Source organism: Rhizobium sp. Root1204, from assembly GCF_001424965.1.
Taxonomy (GTDB): domain Bacteria; phylum Pseudomonadota; class Alphaproteobacteria; order Rhizobiales; family Rhizobiaceae; genus Pararhizobium.
On record NZ_LMCZ01000044.1, the window covers coordinates 64,143 to 80,368 of the forward strand.

Below are 16,226 nucleotides of genomic sequence, written 5' to 3' on the forward strand. Positions count from 1 at the left end.
TGATCAGTCGAGCAGCGCCATGATCGCCGTCGGGGCGTCCTCGCCGCGTTCGGCCAGTTCCTCGAATTCAACGACAGCATTGATGTCGGCGCCCATCGAGATATTGGTGACGCGCTCAAGAATGAACTCGACGACAACAGGCACCTGATGTTCGTCCATCAGCGCCTGTGCCTTGGCAAAAGCCTCCTGGAACTCATTCGGGCTCGTGACCCGGATCGCCTTGCAGCCCAGACCTTCGGCCACCGCCACGTGATCGACGCCATATCCCTTCTCAGCATCGCCGGAATGGTTGATATTGTCGAAGGCGAGGCTGACCTCGAAATCCATGTTCAGTCCGCGCTGCGCCTGGCGGATCAGGCCGAGATAGGAGTTGTTCACTACCACATGCAGGTAAGGCAGCTTGTGCTGGGCGCCGACGGCCAGTTCCTCGATCATGAACTGGAAATCATAGTCGCCCGAAAGCGCTACGATCTGCCGGTCCGAATCGGCGGCGCGCACACCGAGCGCTGCTGGCAGCGTCCAGCCGAGCGGGCCTGCCTGGCCGCAATTGATCCAGTTGCGCGGCTTGTAGACATGCAGGAACTGCGCACCGGCGATCTGGCTGAGACCGATGGTCGAGACGTAGCAGGTGTCGCGGCCAAACGCCTTGTTCATCTCCTCGTAGACGCGCTGCGGCTTCAGTGGCGTCTGGTCGAAATGCGTCTTGCGCAGCATCGTCCGCTTGCGCTCGCGGCATTCTTCCGCCCAGCCCGACCAGTCCTTCAGCTTGCCCGCCGTCTTCCATTCGGTCGCAACATCGAGGAACAGTTTTAGGGCTGCGCCCGCATCCGAAACGATGCCGAAGTCCGGTGCGAAAACGCGGCCGATCTGGGTCGGCTCGATATCGACATGGACGAACTTGCGCCCTTCGGTATAGGTCGGCACATTGCCGGTGTGGCGGTTGGCCCAGCGGTTGCCGACACCGAGCACGAAGTCGGACGCGAGCAGATTGGCATTGCCGTAGCGGTGCGATGTCTGCAGCCCGCACATGCCGGCCATCAGCGGATGGTCGTCCGGGATCGTGCCCCAGCCCATCAGTGTCGGGATGACCGGGATGCCGGTTATCTCTGCAAATTCAGTCAGCAGATCGGACGCGTCGGCATTGATGATGCCGCCACCGGCGACGATCAGCGGCCGCTTTGCTTCGTTCAGCATCGCGATCGCCTTTTCGGCCTGCGCCCGCGTCGCGGATGGCTTGTAGGCCTCAAGCGGCGCGTAGGTATCGATATCGAACTCGATCTCGGCCAGCTGCACATCAACAGGCAGATCGACCAGAACCGGGCCGGGACGGCCGGAGCGCATCAGGTGAAACGCCTTTTGGAAAACGAACGGCACCAGCGCCGGCTCCATGACGGTCACCGCCCATTTGGTCAGCGGACCGGCGATCTTGGCGATATCGACCGCCTGGAAATCCTCCTTGTCGAGCCGGGCGCGCGGCGCCTGGCCGGTGATGCACAGGATCGGGATCGAATCCGCTTGAGCCGAATAGAGCCCGGTGATCATGTCGGTTCCGGCCGGTCCCGAGGTGCCGATGCAGACGCCGATATTGCCATGCTTGGCGCGGGTATAACCTTCCGCCATGTGCGAGGCGCCCTCGACATGCCGCGCCAGGATATGGCGTACCGAACCGCGGGCCTTCAGCGCCGAATAAAAGGGATTGATCGCCGCCCCCGGAACCCCGAAGGCGCAATCGACGCCTTCCTTCTCCAGAACCAGAACCGCCGCATCGACTGCGCGCATTTTCGCCATGAGTTTATCCTCCATCGTGTGAGGATCAGGGTAGTCCAATTTTTCCGACGGACAATCATAAAATGGAAATCATTCCCACCATACGGAAATAAACATTTTCAACGATTCCGATATGAATGGCGGCGTTCTGGAGCATGATAAATGGCTACGGAATTCATGCACGGCAGCCAATCCCTCTTCTCCCTAGCGGGGAGAAGGTGGCGCAAAGCGCCGGATGAAGGGGGCGAAGCCATTGATTCAGGAACTTGCCGAACCGCCCCTCATCGCCTCGCATGCGCTCGGCACTTCTCCCCGTGGGGGAGAAGAGGAAGATACGGAAGCGCCCGTTCCGCTTTCGGCAACGATGCACTATGTCATGGACGACCAGACAAAACGGAGCCGACATGGCCGACAAGCAGACCCATCAGGATCAATTGCGCGCCAAACCCGGCCGCAAGGCGGCCGAAAACGCCGTTCCCTCCTCCGTACAGGTGCTCGATCGCAGTTTGAAGCTGCTCGATCTCGTCGCCAGCGCCGATGGCGCGGCACTGACGGAGCTGTCCGATCAGTCCGGCATGGCGCCCTCGACCGTTCATCGTCTGCTCACCTCGCTTGCCAATCACGGCATGGTCACTCACGATGCCGAGACGGGCGCCTGGACGATCGGGCTGAAAGCCTTCGAGATCGGCAACGCCTTCCTGCGTTTCCGCAAGCTCGGCACGATCAGCCGTCCTTTCCTGAAAAACCTGATGGAGCTTTCGGGGGAAACCGCCAATATCGGCATCGAGGACGGTGGCGATGTCGTGTTCATCTCGCAGGTCGAAAGCCACGCGCCGATGCGCGCCTTCTTCCGCCCCGGCCGCCGTGGCCCCATTCATGCATCCGGCATCGGCAAGGCCATCCTTTCGACCTGGCCAAACGCCGACATCGAGCGCCTCATCTCGCCGCGCCCGCTGACAAGGTTTACCGGAAAGACCCGCGACACCCTGCCGAAGCTTCTCGCCGATATCGAAACCATCCGCGCGCGCGGCTGGTCGATCGACGACGAGGAACATACGCTCGGCATGCGCTGCCTCGCCGCCCCGATCTTCAACGAATACGGCGAGGCGATCGCCGGCATCTCGGTATCAGGCCCGGCCGTACGGCTGCCGGACGAGACGCTGGCCGCACTCGGCCCGGTGGTCATGGCAGCAGCCGACGGGGTAACGCAGGCGATGGGCGGGCGGCGGGACAACAGTCACACGCAAACGTCATGAAGGACGCCGGAGCGGCAGCCTTCCGGTTTGCAGTGCGCCGGCATCAATGTCCGGGATGCAGCGCGTCGTTCAGATACATGCAGGTCAGCATCGTAAACACATAGGCCTGGATGACCGACATCAGCATTTCCAGCGCCGTCAAGGCAAGCGTCATCGCCAGCGGCAGCACGGCGCCGATAATCCCAAGCGTTCCCAGTTCGGTCATCGAGGCCACGAAACCCGCAAACACCTTCAGGGTGATATGTCCGGCCAGCATCACCGCAAACAGGCGCACGGAATGGCTGATCGGCCGCGACATGTAGGAAATCACCTCGATGGGGATGATGATCGGCGCCAGCACCATCGGAATCCCGGCCGGCATGAACAGCCGGAAAAAGCCGAATCCGTGTTTCACCAGGCCGTAGACGGTCACCGTGCCAAACACGATCATCGCCAGCGCGAAGGTGACGATGATGTGGCTGGTGACCGTGAAGGCGAAGGGAAACATGCCGATCAGGTTGGCGAAAAGAATGAACATGAACAGCGAAAACACCAGCGGGAAGAACCGCATGCCGTCTTTCCCGGCATTCTCGCGCAGGGTTTTACCGACGAATTCGTACAGCAGTTCCGACACCGATTGCCAGCGGCCGGGCACGAGGCTGCGCCTTGCCGTGCCGATCAGAAGCAGGCCGGAGGCAAGCACGACCGTCAGGACCATGTAGGCGGAGGAATTGGTGAAGCTGAGATCGATATCGCCCGCGGTCAGTTGCAGAAGCGGCTTGATTTCGAATTGTTCAATAGGACCGGCCATCGATTATCCTTGAAAAGAGGTCGCGGCCACGCGCAGGTCCGCACGCCGGCGAACAGGCGCAAGGACACGCGCGATGGGATCGCGGGACTGAATGATGAAAGCGAAGGAAAGGATTTTCACGGGCGGCTCCTGCTCTCACGAATGAGATGCGGGGCCGTCCCCGGAATGGTCGAGGCGCAGGTCGTCCTGCGCAGGGGTCTGATAGACATATCCCGCGGTGATTGCAACCCGCCGCAGGCCCTCGGATATCAACTGGTGAACAGCATCAGGGTAAATACCGCGAACACCATCAGATGCAGCAGCCCTTGCGTGATCGAGGTCCGGCGTCCGAGATAGGTCATGGCCGTCAAGCCCACAGTCAATGCGAACAGCACCGTTTCCGTCGGAGAGATCCCGAAGACCACCGTTTTTCCGGTCACCAGCCCCACTGTGAGCACAGCCGGAACAGTAAGACCGACCGTCGAAACGAAAGCCCCGAGGCATAGATTGATCGCCCGCTGCGTTTCGTTGTTGAGCGCCGCTTTCACGGCGGTGATCGATTCGGGCGTGAAGACGATGATCGCGATCAGCACGCCGCCGACAGCCACCGGCGCACCGGCGGTGGCGACGCCATAGTCGATAACGACGGCAAGATCGTGCGCCAGAAGGACGATCGGGATCATCAGAGCGATCAGAATAACGGTGTGCCCCAGCAGCTTGCGCCCGTTCGAGCCGGACTGCGCGGTTGCCGCCGCGCCAGGCGCCTTCACCGTTTCCCGGCGGATGGACATCTCGCCCGCAGGCGGCTGCATGAAATGGATCTTGTACCGCCCCATCTGCAGAGCCAGGAACGCAGCATAGAGCGCTGCGGTCAGCAACGCGATCGCAATCGCCTGCGCGGGCCAGAACGTGCCGTTGCCGGTCGTCAGCGTGTTGGGCAGAATGAGCGCCACACCCGCAAGCACCAGCGTCATCGACATGAAGGCCAAGGCACCCTGCGCGTTATATTCCTGCTCGCCATGACGCCATGCACCGGCAATCAGGCAGAGGCCGGTGACCAGGTTCATGATGATCATCATCACGGCGAAGATCGAATCCCGCGCGATGGTCGGCGCTTCGCTCGGGCCAAGCATGACGGCGGCGATGAGAATGACCTCGATCGACACGATCGAAAGCGTCAGGATCAGCGTTCCATAGGGCTCACCCAGTTGATGCGCCAGATGGTCGGCCTCGCGCACGACACCGAACGAGCCGAGCAGGATCGTTCCGAACAGAGCGGCGAAACAGGCAATCGCCGTTGAAACCGTCATCGGCTGGGAAAGCCAGGAGGAGCCCTTCCAGAGAAACAGGATGACAACCAGCCAGGCGATGGCCAGTTTCAGATAAGGGCTGTGGATCAGGCTAGGGGAAGATTTCGGCAACAAGACTTGTGAACCTCACAAGGGGCCGTCCCCAACTATAGGATCGCGGCAGGGTCGTCCGTGCCAGGCTTCTGCGAAGCATATGGGTTGTTTCTAACAATCGAACGCGCTGGAGTCCAGCCACCGGAACTGGCCTTGATGCCACGATGTTGACCGGGGCTGCCGATGGCCCGTTGCGATCCGCAGCCCGGCCACCGGCACCAGGTCAGTTCCGCGCCACCCAATCATGCCAATCGGCTTCGCTGCCACGGAATACGTTGAGATCGATCCGGCCCTCGACGCCGTGCGAAAGGCCCGAACCCGAATACTGCCAGAACACCCATTTGCGGCCCGGATAGACCTGCGATGGATGTGCCGCCACCGAGCGCAGCCAGAACGGATAGTTCTTGAATTCGCCCGCCAGGTTGTCACGGTAGAAATCAGGGGCAGTGTAGATGACCGGGCGCTTGCCGTAATGGCGCTCAAGCTTGTCCATGAACACCTGCATCTTCTCAAGCGTCTTGGCCCGCGACAGGCGGAATTTGCAGCTCGATTCGCCGTTATATTCGACATCGATGACCGGCGGCAGCGCGTCGGGATCGCGCGGCACGTTGCGGATGAACCAGTCGGCCTGTTCGCCGGCCGTCCGGCACCAGTAGAAGAAGTGATACGCGCCGCGCTTCAGCCCGGCATCCTTCGCCCGCTTCCAGTTCGTCTTGAACATCGGGTCAAGATGATCGCCGCCATCGGTGGCCTTGATATAAGCGAAGTTGGCGCCTTGCGTGCGTAGTTTCGCCCAGTCCATGTTTGCTTGCCAGCGCGATACATCGACGCCGTGTACGGCGAGCTTGCGCGGCGAAGCCTTGCCGAAATTGATCGGATGCGCGTCGCGGAACTGATGGCTGTAGATTTGCCCGCGGCGGGTCCGCTTGGTGCTGGTCACCGGATCATCCGGCATGATCATCGCCACCGGCCGCTCAGCCGGAACCGCCATGCCTTGGGTCGACATAGATTCAAACGCCTGCGACTGCGGCACCTGCCCTGCCCAGGCCAGTTGCTCGGGATGGCTTTCAGCCTGCGCAATCACAGCGCCGACATCGGCCGCAGGCACGGGCGCCGCAACGACGGAACTGGTCGTCTCCTTCGACGGCAGTCCGCTCACCAGGCTTTCCGGCCCGGAACTCGATGTGCAGCCCGCCACAAGAAGGCCGGCAAGAAGGATCGCTGGAACAGCCGAAAAACGCATGAGACCCCGTACGCAAAACAAGAAACAGGCGGCACCCGCCCCACTGAATTCAATTCCTAACGGAAAATTACCAACAAAGATTGAATCCGATCTTTCTTACGTACGATGGACGCAAATTTGGAAAGGAGCGGCGATTTTATCACTGATAACGGGGACGTCCCGATGCGATGGCCCCGGCTTTTCCGGCCGTTGATAGAAAAATCATCCCCGCAAATCCCCGGGGCTGCGTGAAAGGTGGTTCTCCTCCGGTTCGCAAATGAACCGGGCGTGCCGGATGGTCACACCGTCTTGGACGGTCCAGGGCCAAACCCCGCCGGATCGGAAGGCTTGGCGGATAAGCGGCCGGGCTGGGGCATTGGAGGCTTTCCAGTCAGAGAGGAAAGCGCAGAAGAACCTGAGAAGCGCGGCAAAAGACATCGAACGGGGCGCCGGAAGGCGTCATATGAACTTAATTACCCTGCGGCACTTTCCAGCGTCCCGGCCAAGTAAGCATCAGACAAAACCACGGCGGATTCTTCCGGGCGTGGCTATAGGGCATGGAAGTTACCGCGCACTCCCTCTTCTCCCCAGCGGGGAGAAGGTGGCCCGCAGGGCCGGATGAGGGGCCGCGAACTCCGTGTTGGCCGAAACGCCCCCTCATCGTCTCGCATCCGCTCGACACTTCTCCCCGCTGGGGAGAAGAGAGAACGCCCCTCCCCCTCAAGGCGGGAGTAACCGCCTTACGCCGTCTCCAGCGTCCGCACCGAAGCACCAGTCTTACGCTTCTTCATCGCCTTGCCCGCCACATAGACTTCGGCGACACAGCGGTCATCACCCATCGTCTGCAGGATGAACAATTCGTCGGTCAGCGATTTTGCCGTGCGCATGCGCAGGTCCATTGCCGATTTGCCGCTCGAGTCCAGCACGACGATATCGGCGTCGGCGCCCACATGCAGCGAGCCGATGCGGTCCTGAAGTCCGAGCGCCCGGGCATTGCCGAGCGTCATGCGGTAGAAGGAATTGAGCGGCGACAGGCGCTGGCCCTGCAGATGCAAGACCTTATAAGCCTCATCCATCGTCTCCAGCATCGAGAAGCTGGTGCCGGCGCCGACATCGGTCGCAACCGACCATCGCGCACCCAGTCTGTCGAACCGGTCGCGGTCGAACAGGCCGGAACCGAGGAAGAGGTTCGAGGTCGGGCAGAACACGCCGACCGCGCCGGTTTCCGCCAGAACCGAAATCTCCCGGTCGCTGAGATAGATGCAATGCCCCAGCAGCGTCTTGTCCGTCAGAAGATCGTAGCGGGCATAGATGTCGGTATAATCCTTGGCATCAGGATAGAGCGAGGTGGCAAAGGCGATCTCGTCCCGGTTTTCCGACAGATGCGTCTGCACGTAGCAATCGCGGTGTTCGGCCACCAGCGCCTGGCTCATTTCCATCTGCTCCGGTGTCGAGGTGATGGCAAAGCGCGGGCTGATCGCATAATGCGCCCGTCCACGGCCATGCCATTTGCCGATCAGCCCCTTGGTCTCGTCATAGCCTTTTTGCGGCGTATCGCGCAATGCATCCGGCGCATTGCGGTCCATCATCACCTTGCCGCCGACCATCAGCATGCCGCGCTGTTCGGCCGCCGTGAAATAGGCGTCCACACTCTGCGGATGCACCGAGCAGTAGGCAGCCGCCGTTGTCGTACCGTTCGACAGCAGTTCGTCCATGAAACGCCCGGCGATAAAGGCCGCGTGCTCCAGTTCGGCGAATTTCTGTTCCTCGACGAAAATATAGGTGTTCAACCATTCCAGCAGCTGGGCGCCATAAGACGCGATCGCCTGGGTCTGGGGGAAATGCAGATGCGTGTCGATCAGCCCGGGCAGGATCAGGTGCGGCCGGTGATCGGCCACCGCGACGCCGGGACCGGCAGTCTTGCTGATGTCGGCATAATCGCCGATGGCGGCGATCTTTCCGTTGCGCACCAGCACCGCGCCATCGTCCACGGTCAGATAGGATGCCGTATCATCGATCCCCTGGGGCTCGTCGATAAAAGTCAGCACCCGTCCACGGATCAGGAGTTCGCTCATTGGGTTTTTCCTCCGTTCACAACTGTCTCGTACCAGGCGACCAGAAGCTTGCGCTCGTCGTCGGTCACGGCCGTCACATTGGCGGGCGGCATCGCGTGGCTGCGACCGGCCTGCAGGTAGATTTCCCGCGCATGGGCGGCGATCTCGGCGTCGGTTTCCAGCACCACGCCCTTGGGCGGCTTGATCATGCCTTCCCAGCCTGGTTCCTGCGCGTGGCACATGGCGCAGCGCCCGAGGATCGTATCGCGCACCTTCGGAAAGCCTTGCGCCGTCACGAATGGCTGCTGCGCGGCCGAGACCTGCTCCGGCGCGCCGGTCAGGATCTTTGGCACAGTCGAAAGCCACATGATGACGATGAAGAGCAGCACGGTGGCAAGCCATGTCCAAGTCGGGTTGCCGGTGTTGGCGTGGCGGGTATTGAAATAGTGCCGGATGGTGACACCCATCAGGAACACCAGCGAGGCGATGATCCAGTTGAACTGCGTGCCGAAGGCCAGCGGATAGTGGTTCGACAGCATCAGGAACAGGACAGGCAGCGTCAGATAGTTGTTGTGCGTCGAGCGCTGCTTGGCGATCCGGCCGTATTTCGCATCCGGCGTGCGACCGGCGATGAGGTCGGCGACGACGATGCGCTGGTTCGGCATGATGATGAAGAACACGTTGGCCGACATGATCGTCGCCGTGAAGGCACCGAGATGCAGGAAAGCGGCGCGGCCAGTAAACAGCTGCGTATACCCCCAGGCAACGGCGACCAGGATGAAGTAGAGCGCCACCATCAGCCGGGTGTTGTCCTTGCCGAAGGGCGACTTGCAGAGCAGGTCGTAGATGATCCAGCCGAAGGCAAGCGAGGCGAGCGAGATACCGATGGCGACGGGCTTGGAAACATCCAGCACGTTCGGATCGATCAGGTAGAGATCCGCACCGGCATAATAAACCAGACACAGCATGCCGAAGCCGGAAAGCCAGGTGACATAGCTCTCCCATTTGAACCAGATCAGGTGTTCCGGCATGTTGGCAGGCGCCACGAGATATTTCTGGATATGGTAGAAGCCGCCGCCATGCACCTGCCACTCCTCGCCATAGGCGCCTGCCGGAAGGTCCGGACGCTTGCGCAGGCCAAGGTCGAGCGCGACGAAATAGAACGACGAGCCGATCCAGGCGATGGCGGTGATGACGTGGAGCCAGCGGACGGCGAAGGTCAGCCAGTCCCAGGCGATGGCGTATTCATACATATGGGCCTCCCTATTTGGGAGCTTTCTGCCATCGCGCGATCTTCGCTGAAATGCCGGTTAATCCCCAACACTTTCAAAAAAAACTATAAGATCGCCCCCGATGCCGTTCGATTTTCAATGTGGTAGAAGAAATCCATGTCCTATCTCGATAACGTGCGCGTCTTTGTCCGGGTCGTTGAACTCGGTACCCTCTCCTCCGCCGGCCGCGACCAGCGGGTGACCCCTGCCGTCGCCAGCAATCGCATCAAGGAGCTGGAACGGCACCTTGGCGTGCGCCTGTTCAACCGCACCACGCGCAAGCTCTCACCGACGGAACATGGCCGGGTGTTCTATCAGGGCGCGGTCAAGATCATCGAGGCGGTCAACGAAGCCGAAAGCGCTATCGCCGATCTCTCGCACAACCCGAAGGGGTCGCTCCGGATCACAGCCCCACTCGGCATTGGCCGGCGCCTGATCGCGTCGGGCATTCCGGAATTCCATGACAAGTATCCGGATATCGAGGTGCGTTTGCGTCTCTCCGACCACAATGTCGATATCTTGAGCGAAGGCGTCGATGTCGCCTTCAAGCTCGGCGTGCTGGAGGATTCCAACCTGCGCATGCGCGGCATCCTCAACTGTCAGCGCGTGGTCTGCGCTGCCCCCGGATACCTTGCAAAACGCGGCACGCCGGAAACGCCGGATGCACTGATCGACGACAAGCACGACTGTCTGCTTTTACGCTATCCGGGCTCGAAGGAATATTACTGGACGCTGCAGACGCCGGACGGCACCCGCAAACTGGAAATCGGCGGCCCCTACGATTCCGACGACGGCGATGTCCTGACCCAGTGGGCGCTTGAAGGCCGCGGCATCATCAACAAGCCGCTGTTCGAGGTAAAGAGCTATCTCAACGAAGGCTCGCTGGTGGAGATCCTCAAAGATACCCCACCCGCCAGCGTCCAGCTCGCCGCGATCTATCCACACAAGCGCTTCCAGGACCCAAAGGTTCGCCTGATGATCGATTTCATGGCCGAACGCTGTCAGCGGATGATCGGCAAGATGCTGGAATAGACGGCGAGAGGCGGTCCACATTGAATCTGCCGGAGAAAATAGTATATATTGTTATAAATATACTAGATGGAGGTGTCGATGTCCTATGCCCTCATGACCAGTGCAGACTTCAACCAGAACCCCAGCAAGGCAAAAAAAGCCGCCAACGAAGGCCCGCTTGTCATCACCGAGCATGGCGAAGCGAGCTATGTGCTTGTTAATTATGACGACTTTCAGCGAAGCTGGAAAAAACCGATGAGCTTACTCGAAGCTCTGGCCGATCCCTCACCCGGCTCAGACAAGGATTTTGAGCCGGAGCGCGTCGACTTCTCCGGACGTGACGTCACCTTCTGATGCCTCTACTCCTTGACACAAATGTGGTTTCGGCCGCACGGCGGCCGGAGCGTCAGACGGAAGAATTCCGCGTATTCTTTGCCGATTTCGATGCCAGCACAGCATTTCTCCCGGCAATAACGATCATGGAAATCGAGTTTGGCATCTCGCGAGAGCAAAATCGCGACACAGTCTTTGCGGCAGAACTCGACCAATGGTTCAGGGCCATCGTGCTTCCTCGCTTCCATGGCCGGATATTGCCCTTCGATGCCGATGCAGCCTCGATTGCCGGCAAGCTCCCGACCGCCGACAAACGTCCGTCTCCAGACGCGATGATCGCAGCGATCGCGCTTCTCCATGGTCTGGATGTCGTTACCCGCAATACGGCACATTTCGAACCGCTGGGCGTGCGGTGCCACAATCCGTGGATATGAGCGGTCAGCGCAACGCGCTTCTCGCTGGCGCGCCAATGTCCCGCCGCAGGTGAGCAGTGCCGACCCGATCGTAATTTAAAGCAACTGTCATGATCTCCGCTGCCGCCAACGCAGCGATCACCGCCGGTCGCTTGTCCTTCACCGCCGTGCCGCCGATTGGGCAGATCAGGCGGTCGAACAGTTCCGGCCGCCCAACCTCGCGGGAGAGCCAGTTCTTGAAGGTCGCGCGCTTGGTCTTCGAACCGATCATGCCGACATAGGCCGCATCACTGCGGCGCAAAGCTTCCGCGGTGATCAGGAAATCCAATGCATGGTCATGGGTGAGGATAACAAACGAGCTTCCGGCCGGAGCGTCGCGCACCACCGCCTCCGGCATCGCCGTCAGGCAGGTTTCGATACCGGGAACCGTCGAAGCAGCCAGTTCGTCCTCGCGGGTATCGACAAGCACGATACGCAAGGGCACCAGCGACAAGGCCATCGCCAGTGCATCGCCGACATGACCGGCGCCAAACACATAGACGTGAGGCCGGGCGGCCATCTCGCGATCGCTGCGCGCAATGAGGAATGTGGAAAGTTCGGGGCTCATCTGCGTGAAGGAAAGCCCGACACGGCCGCCGCAGCACTGGCCGATTTCCGGGCCGAGCGGAACGTTCATCTCTTCGGCAGGCACGCCCTGCCGCAGGCTGCGGCGCGCATGGTCAATGGCCATATATTCCAACTGACCGCCGCCAATGGTCCCGAACAGGCCTTCGGCCGCCACCAGCATCCAGGCACCGGTATCACGCGGCGTCGAACCGGCGGCACCCGTCACTTCGACGAACACGCAGCCCGGCTCGCGGCGCAGGAAATCCCTGATGTCTTCGCGCTTGGCGGCCATGTCCAATCACCCGTTTCTTGCCGCGCGGCGCAGCCGCTCGATGCCGAGCAAAACCCGCTCCGGCGTCGCCGGCGCATCGATGCGCGGTGAAATACGATACTCCGCAACGCTCGCCGCCGCCATCGAGATTGCCTCAAAAACCGAGATCGGCAGCATGAACGGTGGTTCGCCGACCGCCTTGGAACGGCGGATCGTCTCTTCGCGGTTGACGGACCATTCGGCGAGCTTGACGTTGAAGATCCGTGGCCGGTCGGAGGCGAGCGGGATCTTGTAGGTAGATGGTGCATGGGTTCTGAGCCGCCCCTTGCCATCCCACCACAGTTCCTCGGTCGTCAGCCAGCCCATGCCCTGCACGAAGGCACCCTCGACCTGGCCGATATCGAGGATCGGATTGAGCGACTTGCCGGCATCGTGCAGCACATCGACACGGTCGACCTGATATTCGCCGGTCAGCGTATCGACGCTGACCTCGGAGCAGGAGGCACCATAGGCATAGTAGAAGAACGGACGCCCCCGGCCTTCGGAGCGGTTCCAGTGAATTTTCGGCGTCTTGTAAAAGCCCGCCGCCGAAAGCTGGATACGGGATCCATAGGCGATCTTGATGAACTCCGAAAAGGCAATACGCTCGGCGCCAACGCGGACCGTGTTCGGCTCGAACGCGACATCGTTTTCGCTGACATTCCAGCGCTCGGCCGCAAAGGTGACCAGCCGCGCCTTGATCTGTTGGGCGGCATTGGCGGCGGCCATGCCGTTGAGGTCGGAACCGGAGGACGCGGCCGTCGCCGAGGTGTTCGGCACCTTGCCGGTCGTCGTTGCCGTTACCTTGATCCGGTCCAGATCGACCTGGAATTCGTCGGCCACCACCTGCGCCACCTTGGTATAGAGCCCCTGCCCCATCTCCGTGCCGCCGTGGTTGAGATGGATCGACCCATCGGCATAGACATGCACCAGCGCGCCGGCCTGGTTATACTCCGTCTTGGTGAAAGAGATGCCGAACTTGACCGGCGTCAGCGCGATACCGCGCTTGATGATGCTGCTCTTGCGGTTGAAAGCCAGAACCGCCTCGCGCCGTGCCGCGTAATCGCAGGAGGTTTCGAGTTCCTCGATGATACGGCCGATGATGTTGTCTTCGACGGTCTGGTGATAGGGCGTCAGGTTGCGCCCCTCGCCGCCGTAGAAATTCAGTTTGCGGATTTCGAGCGGGTCCTTGCCCAGCGCATAGGCGACATCCTCGATCATCCGCTCGCCACCGACCATGCCCTGCGGGCCACCGAAACCGCGAAACGCGGTGTTCGAAACGGTATTGGTCTTCAACGGCCGCGACCGCAGCCGGACATTTGGATAGAAATAGCAGTTATCGGCGTGAAACAGCGCGCGGTCGGTAACCGGGCCGGAGAGATCGGCCGAGAAGCCACAACGGGCCGAGAAGGTCGCATCGACCGCTTCGATGCGGCCGTCGTCGTCGTAACCGACCTTGTAGCCGACATGAAAATCATGGCGCTTGCCGGTCGCGCTCATGTCGTCATCGCGGTCCGGGCGGATTTTGACGGCGCAGCGGTACTTCTTCGCCGCGAGCGCTGCGACCGCCGCAAACAGGTTTGCCTGTGTTTCCTTGCCGCCGAAAGCGCCGCCCATGCGCCGCACATTGATGGTCACGGCATTGGACGCGACGCCCAGCACCTGGCCGACCATGTGCTGAGTTTCACTCGGATGCTGGGTCGAGGAATAGAGCAAAATTTCGTCGTCTTCGCCGGGGATGGCGAAGGAGATATGGCCTTCGAGATAGAAATGATCCTGCCCGCCGATGCGCATCTCGCCTTCGAGAATGTTCTTTGCCTTGGCAAATCCGGCGGAGATATCGCCGCGCTCCAGCTTCAGGGGATCGATGACCAGCGGATAATTGGCAGCGGCCGCTTCGAGCACGTCGGTGACATGCGGCAGGTCCTGATACTCGATCTTGACCTTGGCGGCAGCGCGGCGGGCAGCATCGCGGGTTTCGGCGATCACGGCAAAGATCGGCTGGCCGTGGAATTCGACCTTGCCGGTCGCAAAGACCGGGTCATCATGCTTGTGTGCCGGGCTGACGTCGTTCTCGCCGGGAATATCGTCTGCCGTCAGCACACCGATCACGCCGGGCGCGGATTTGACGGCATCAAAATCGATCGACAGGATCTGCGCATGGGCGCGCTGCGACAGGCCGAGATAGGCGTGCAGGGTGCCCGCGGGTTCGGGAATATCGTCGATATATTCAGCGGTTCCCGTCACATGCTTGTGGCCGGATTCGTGGCGTTCGTTTTCGTGGACACCGCCGCGGATGCGATTGATGGGCTGCATGACGTTCATGGTCTTCTCCTCACACAGCCTGCTTGCGGTCAAGCCGCACCGGCTCATCGCCCTGCGTTTCCAGATAGAAGCGGCGCAAGAGGTTCTGTGCCACCAGCAGCCGGTAATCAGCAGATGCCCGCCAGTCGGTGAGCGGCGTGTAATCCTTGCCGAGTGCCGCCATGGCGGCCTCGACGGTGGCTTCCGTCCAATCCGCTCCGGTCAACACCGCCTCGGCATTGTCAGCCCGCTTCGGTGTTCCGGCCATGCCGCCATAGGCGATCACCGCGCTGGCAATCTTGTCGCCCGCATCAAGGGTGATGCGGAAGGCGCCACAGACGGCGGAAATATCTTCGTCCAGCCGCTTGGTGATCTTGTAGACAGCGTAAAGGACGTTTTCGTTCAGGAATGGAAGGCGCACGGCCTCAACAAATTCACCAGGTTGGCGGTCCTGTTTGCCATATTCGATGAAGAAGCTTTCGAGCGGCACAGTACGGCTGACCTTGCCCTTGCGCAGCACGACGGACGCGCCGAGCGCAATCAGCGCCGGCGGCGTGTCGCCGATCGGCGAACCGTTGGCGATATTGCCGCCGATCGTACCCATGTTGCGCACCTGCTGGCCGCCGATTCGGTTCCAGAGCTCGATGAGCTGAGGGAAATGTTTTGCGATCAGCGGAAAGGATTCGGTGTAGCTGACACCAGCGCCAAAGGTGATGCCGGCCTCATCGACGGTGATGCGGCGCAACTCGTCGAGATGGCTGAGATGCACGACCGGCGCGATATCGCGCATGAACTTCGTCACCCACAGGCCGACATCGGTGGAACCGGCGACGATGCGGGCTTTCGGCTCCGCCTCATAGATTTCGGCGAGATCATCGACCGAAGCCGGCAGCAGGAAACGCTCGGATCCTTCACCGATCTCGACGCGCTTGCCGTCCTTCAGCGCTTCCAGCTTCTCGATAATCGTTGCACGCTCCGCGACCAGCGGGTCCTTGTCCAGATCGCCGACGACTGCGACCGCTTCGGCCGCGCGGATGATGGCGGCATAACCGGTGCAGCGACAGAGATTGCCCTGCAGCGCCTTCTCGATCTCCGCGACTGAAGGTTTCGGATTTTCCATCCAGAGCCCATAGAGCGACATCACGAAGCCCGGCGTGCAGAAACCGCATTGCGAGGCATGGGTATCGACCATCGCCTGCTGCACCGGATGCAGCGGGCCGCCTGGCACGGCGAGCGAATCCACCGTCACGATATGGCAGCCATCAAGCGAGCCGACGAAACGGATGCAGGCATTGACGCTTTCGTATTTCAGCTGGCCATCCAGCAGGCGGCCGACCAGCACGGTGCAGGCGCCACAGTCGCCTTCGGCGCAGCCTTCCTTGGTGCCGCGCAGATTACGGTCGAGCCGCAGGAAATCGAGTAAGGTCTGAACCGCCGACACGGCCGAGAGTTCGACTTGGCGATGATTGAGCAGGAAACGGATGGCGCTGCGAATCTGGACGGTCAT

General features: G+C 61.1%; 13 protein-coding genes. 4 read left to right on the forward strand and 9 right to left on the reverse strand.

Going from position 1 to position 16,226, the window contains the following annotated elements; all coding sequences use genetic code 11:
- Positions 1-3: 3 nt before the first annotated feature.
- A complete protein-coding gene (gene gcl, locus ASC96_RS30725) occupies positions 4-1,788 on the reverse strand; it encodes a glyoxylate carboligase (protein WP_060507019.1) in 1,785 nt (594 codons plus the stop codon).
- Positions 1,789-2,171: 383 nt separating this feature from the next.
- Here gcl and ASC96_RS30730 point away from each other — a divergent pair, with 383 nt between their 5' ends.
- The gene (locus tag ASC96_RS30730) at positions 2,172-3,023 is read left to right on the forward strand and encodes an IclR family transcriptional regulator (RefSeq protein ID WP_060506863.1); all 852 of its coding nucleotides are present in this window, start codon (positions 2,172-2,174) and stop codon (positions 3,021-3,023) included.
- Between the two features lie 43 nt (positions 3,024-3,066).
- Here the strand turns inward: ASC96_RS30730 and ASC96_RS30735 are convergent, their stop codons facing one another.
- The 5 genes from ASC96_RS30735 to ASC96_RS30755 all read right to left on the reverse strand — a co-directional run bounded on the left by ASC96_RS30735 (position 3,067) and on the right by ASC96_RS30755 (position 9,724).
- A complete protein-coding gene (locus tag ASC96_RS30735) occupies positions 3,067-3,813 on the reverse strand; it encodes a F0F1 ATP synthase subunit A (RefSeq protein ID WP_060506864.1) in 747 nt (248 codons plus the stop codon).
- Between the two features lie 248 nt (positions 3,814-4,061).
- Entirely contained in the window at positions 4,062-5,213 is a 1,152-nt protein-coding gene (locus ASC96_RS30740; RefSeq protein ID WP_244482401.1) for a calcium:proton antiporter, read from the reverse strand.
- A gap of 205 nt (positions 5,214-5,418) precedes the next feature.
- Positions 5,419-6,438, reverse strand: a complete 1,020-nt coding sequence (locus ASC96_RS30745; RefSeq protein ID WP_060506866.1) for a GH25 family lysozyme — start codon at positions 6,436-6,438, stop codon at positions 5,419-5,421.
- A 719-nt stretch (positions 6,439-7,157) separates the two neighbouring features.
- A complete protein-coding gene (gene guaD / locus ASC96_RS30750; protein ID WP_060506867.1) occupies positions 7,158-8,492 on the reverse strand; it encodes a guanine deaminase in 1,335 nt (444 codons plus the stop codon).
- Positions 8,489-9,724, reverse strand: coding sequence for a urate hydroxylase PuuD (locus ASC96_RS30755; protein WP_060506868.1), 1,236 nt, complete (start codon positions 9,722-9,724; stop codon positions 8,489-8,491). The genes guaD and ASC96_RS30755 overlap by 4 nt, the downstream gene beginning before the upstream one ends.
- Positions 9,725-9,859: 135 nt before the next feature.
- On the opposite strand from ASC96_RS30755, the gene ASC96_RS30760 reads away from it, so the two are divergent.
- The 3 genes from ASC96_RS30760 to ASC96_RS30770 all read left to right on the forward strand — a co-directional run bounded on the left by ASC96_RS30760 (position 9,860) and on the right by ASC96_RS30770 (position 11,520).
- Positions 9,860-10,774, forward strand: coding sequence for a LysR family transcriptional regulator (locus ASC96_RS30760; RefSeq protein WP_060506869.1), 915 nt, complete (start codon positions 9,860-9,862; stop codon positions 10,772-10,774).
- A 78-nt stretch (positions 10,775-10,852) separates the two neighbouring features.
- On the forward strand, positions 10,853-11,107 hold the full coding sequence (locus ASC96_RS30765) for a type II toxin-antitoxin system Phd/YefM family antitoxin (RefSeq protein ID WP_060507021.1): 255 nt from the start codon (positions 10,853-10,855) through the stop codon (positions 11,105-11,107).
- Positions 11,107-11,520 (forward strand): type II toxin-antitoxin system VapC family toxin, encoded by a 414-nt coding sequence (locus ASC96_RS30770; protein WP_060506870.1) that lies wholly within the window; start codon positions 11,107-11,109, stop codon positions 11,518-11,520. The genes ASC96_RS30765 and ASC96_RS30770 overlap by 1 nt, the downstream gene beginning before the upstream one ends.
- Positions 11,521-11,524: 4 nt before the next feature.
- On the opposite strand, the gene xdhC is transcribed toward ASC96_RS30770, so the two are convergent.
- The 3 genes from xdhC to xdhA are packed head-to-tail and all read right to left on the reverse strand — an operon-like array spanning position 11,525 to position 16,226.
- Positions 11,525-12,397 (reverse strand): xanthine dehydrogenase accessory protein XdhC, encoded by an 873-nt coding sequence (xdhC, locus tag ASC96_RS30775; protein ID WP_060507023.1) that lies wholly within the window; start codon positions 12,395-12,397, stop codon positions 11,525-11,527.
- A 6-nt stretch (positions 12,398-12,403) separates the two neighbouring features.
- Complete coding sequence (xdhB, locus tag ASC96_RS30780) at positions 12,404-14,740, reverse strand: xanthine dehydrogenase molybdopterin binding subunit (protein ID WP_060506871.1); 2,337 nt, start codon at positions 14,738-14,740, stop codon at positions 12,404-12,406.
- 10 nt (positions 14,741-14,750) lie between these two features.
- Positions 14,751-16,226 carry a xanthine dehydrogenase small subunit gene (xdhA, locus tag ASC96_RS30785; protein WP_060506872.1) on the reverse strand — a complete coding sequence of 492 codons (1,476 nt, stop codon included), beginning with the start codon at positions 16,224-16,226 and terminating at the stop codon, positions 14,751-14,753.

Bases quoted from the DNA above. Each gene is read 5' to 3' on its own strand.
- gcl (WP_060507019.1), bottom strand. From the start codon at position 1,788: ATGGCGAAAATGCGCGCAGTCGATGCGGCGGTTCTGGTTCTGGAGAAG.
- ASC96_RS30730 (WP_060506863.1), top strand. From the start codon at position 2,172: ATGGCCGACAAGCAGACCCATCAGGATCAATTGCGCGCCAAACCCGGC.
- ASC96_RS30735 (WP_060506864.1), bottom strand. From the start codon at position 3,813: ATGGCCGGTCCTATTGAACAATTCGAAATCAAGCCGCTTCTGCAACTG.
- ASC96_RS30745 (WP_060506866.1), bottom strand. From the start codon at position 6,438: ATGCGTTTTTCGGCTGTTCCAGCGATCCTTCTTGCCGGCCTTCTTGTG.
- guaD (WP_060506867.1), bottom strand. From the start codon at position 8,492: ATGAGCGAACTCCTGATCCGTGGACGGGTGCTGACTTTTATCGACGAG.
- ASC96_RS30755 (WP_060506868.1), bottom strand. From the start codon at position 9,724: ATGTATGAATACGCCATCGCCTGGGACTGGCTGACCTTCGCCGTCCGC.
- ASC96_RS30760 (WP_060506869.1), top strand. From the start codon at position 9,860: ATGTCCTATCTCGATAACGTGCGCGTCTTTGTCCGGGTCGTTGAACTC.
- ASC96_RS30765 (WP_060507021.1), top strand. From the start codon at position 10,853: ATGTCCTATGCCCTCATGACCAGTGCAGACTTCAACCAGAACCCCAGC.
- ASC96_RS30770 (WP_060506870.1), top strand. From the start codon at position 11,107: ATGCCTCTACTCCTTGACACAAATGTGGTTTCGGCCGCACGGCGGCCG.
- xdhC (WP_060507023.1), bottom strand. From the start codon at position 12,397: ATGGCCGCCAAGCGCGAAGACATCAGGGATTTCCTGCGCCGCGAGCCG.
- xdhB (WP_060506871.1), bottom strand. From the start codon at position 14,740: ATGAACGTCATGCAGCCCATCAATCGCATCCGCGGCGGTGTCCACGAA.
- xdhA (WP_060506872.1), bottom strand. From the start codon at position 16,226: ATGACCGTCCAGATTCGCAGCGCCATCCGTTTCCTGCTCAATCATCGC.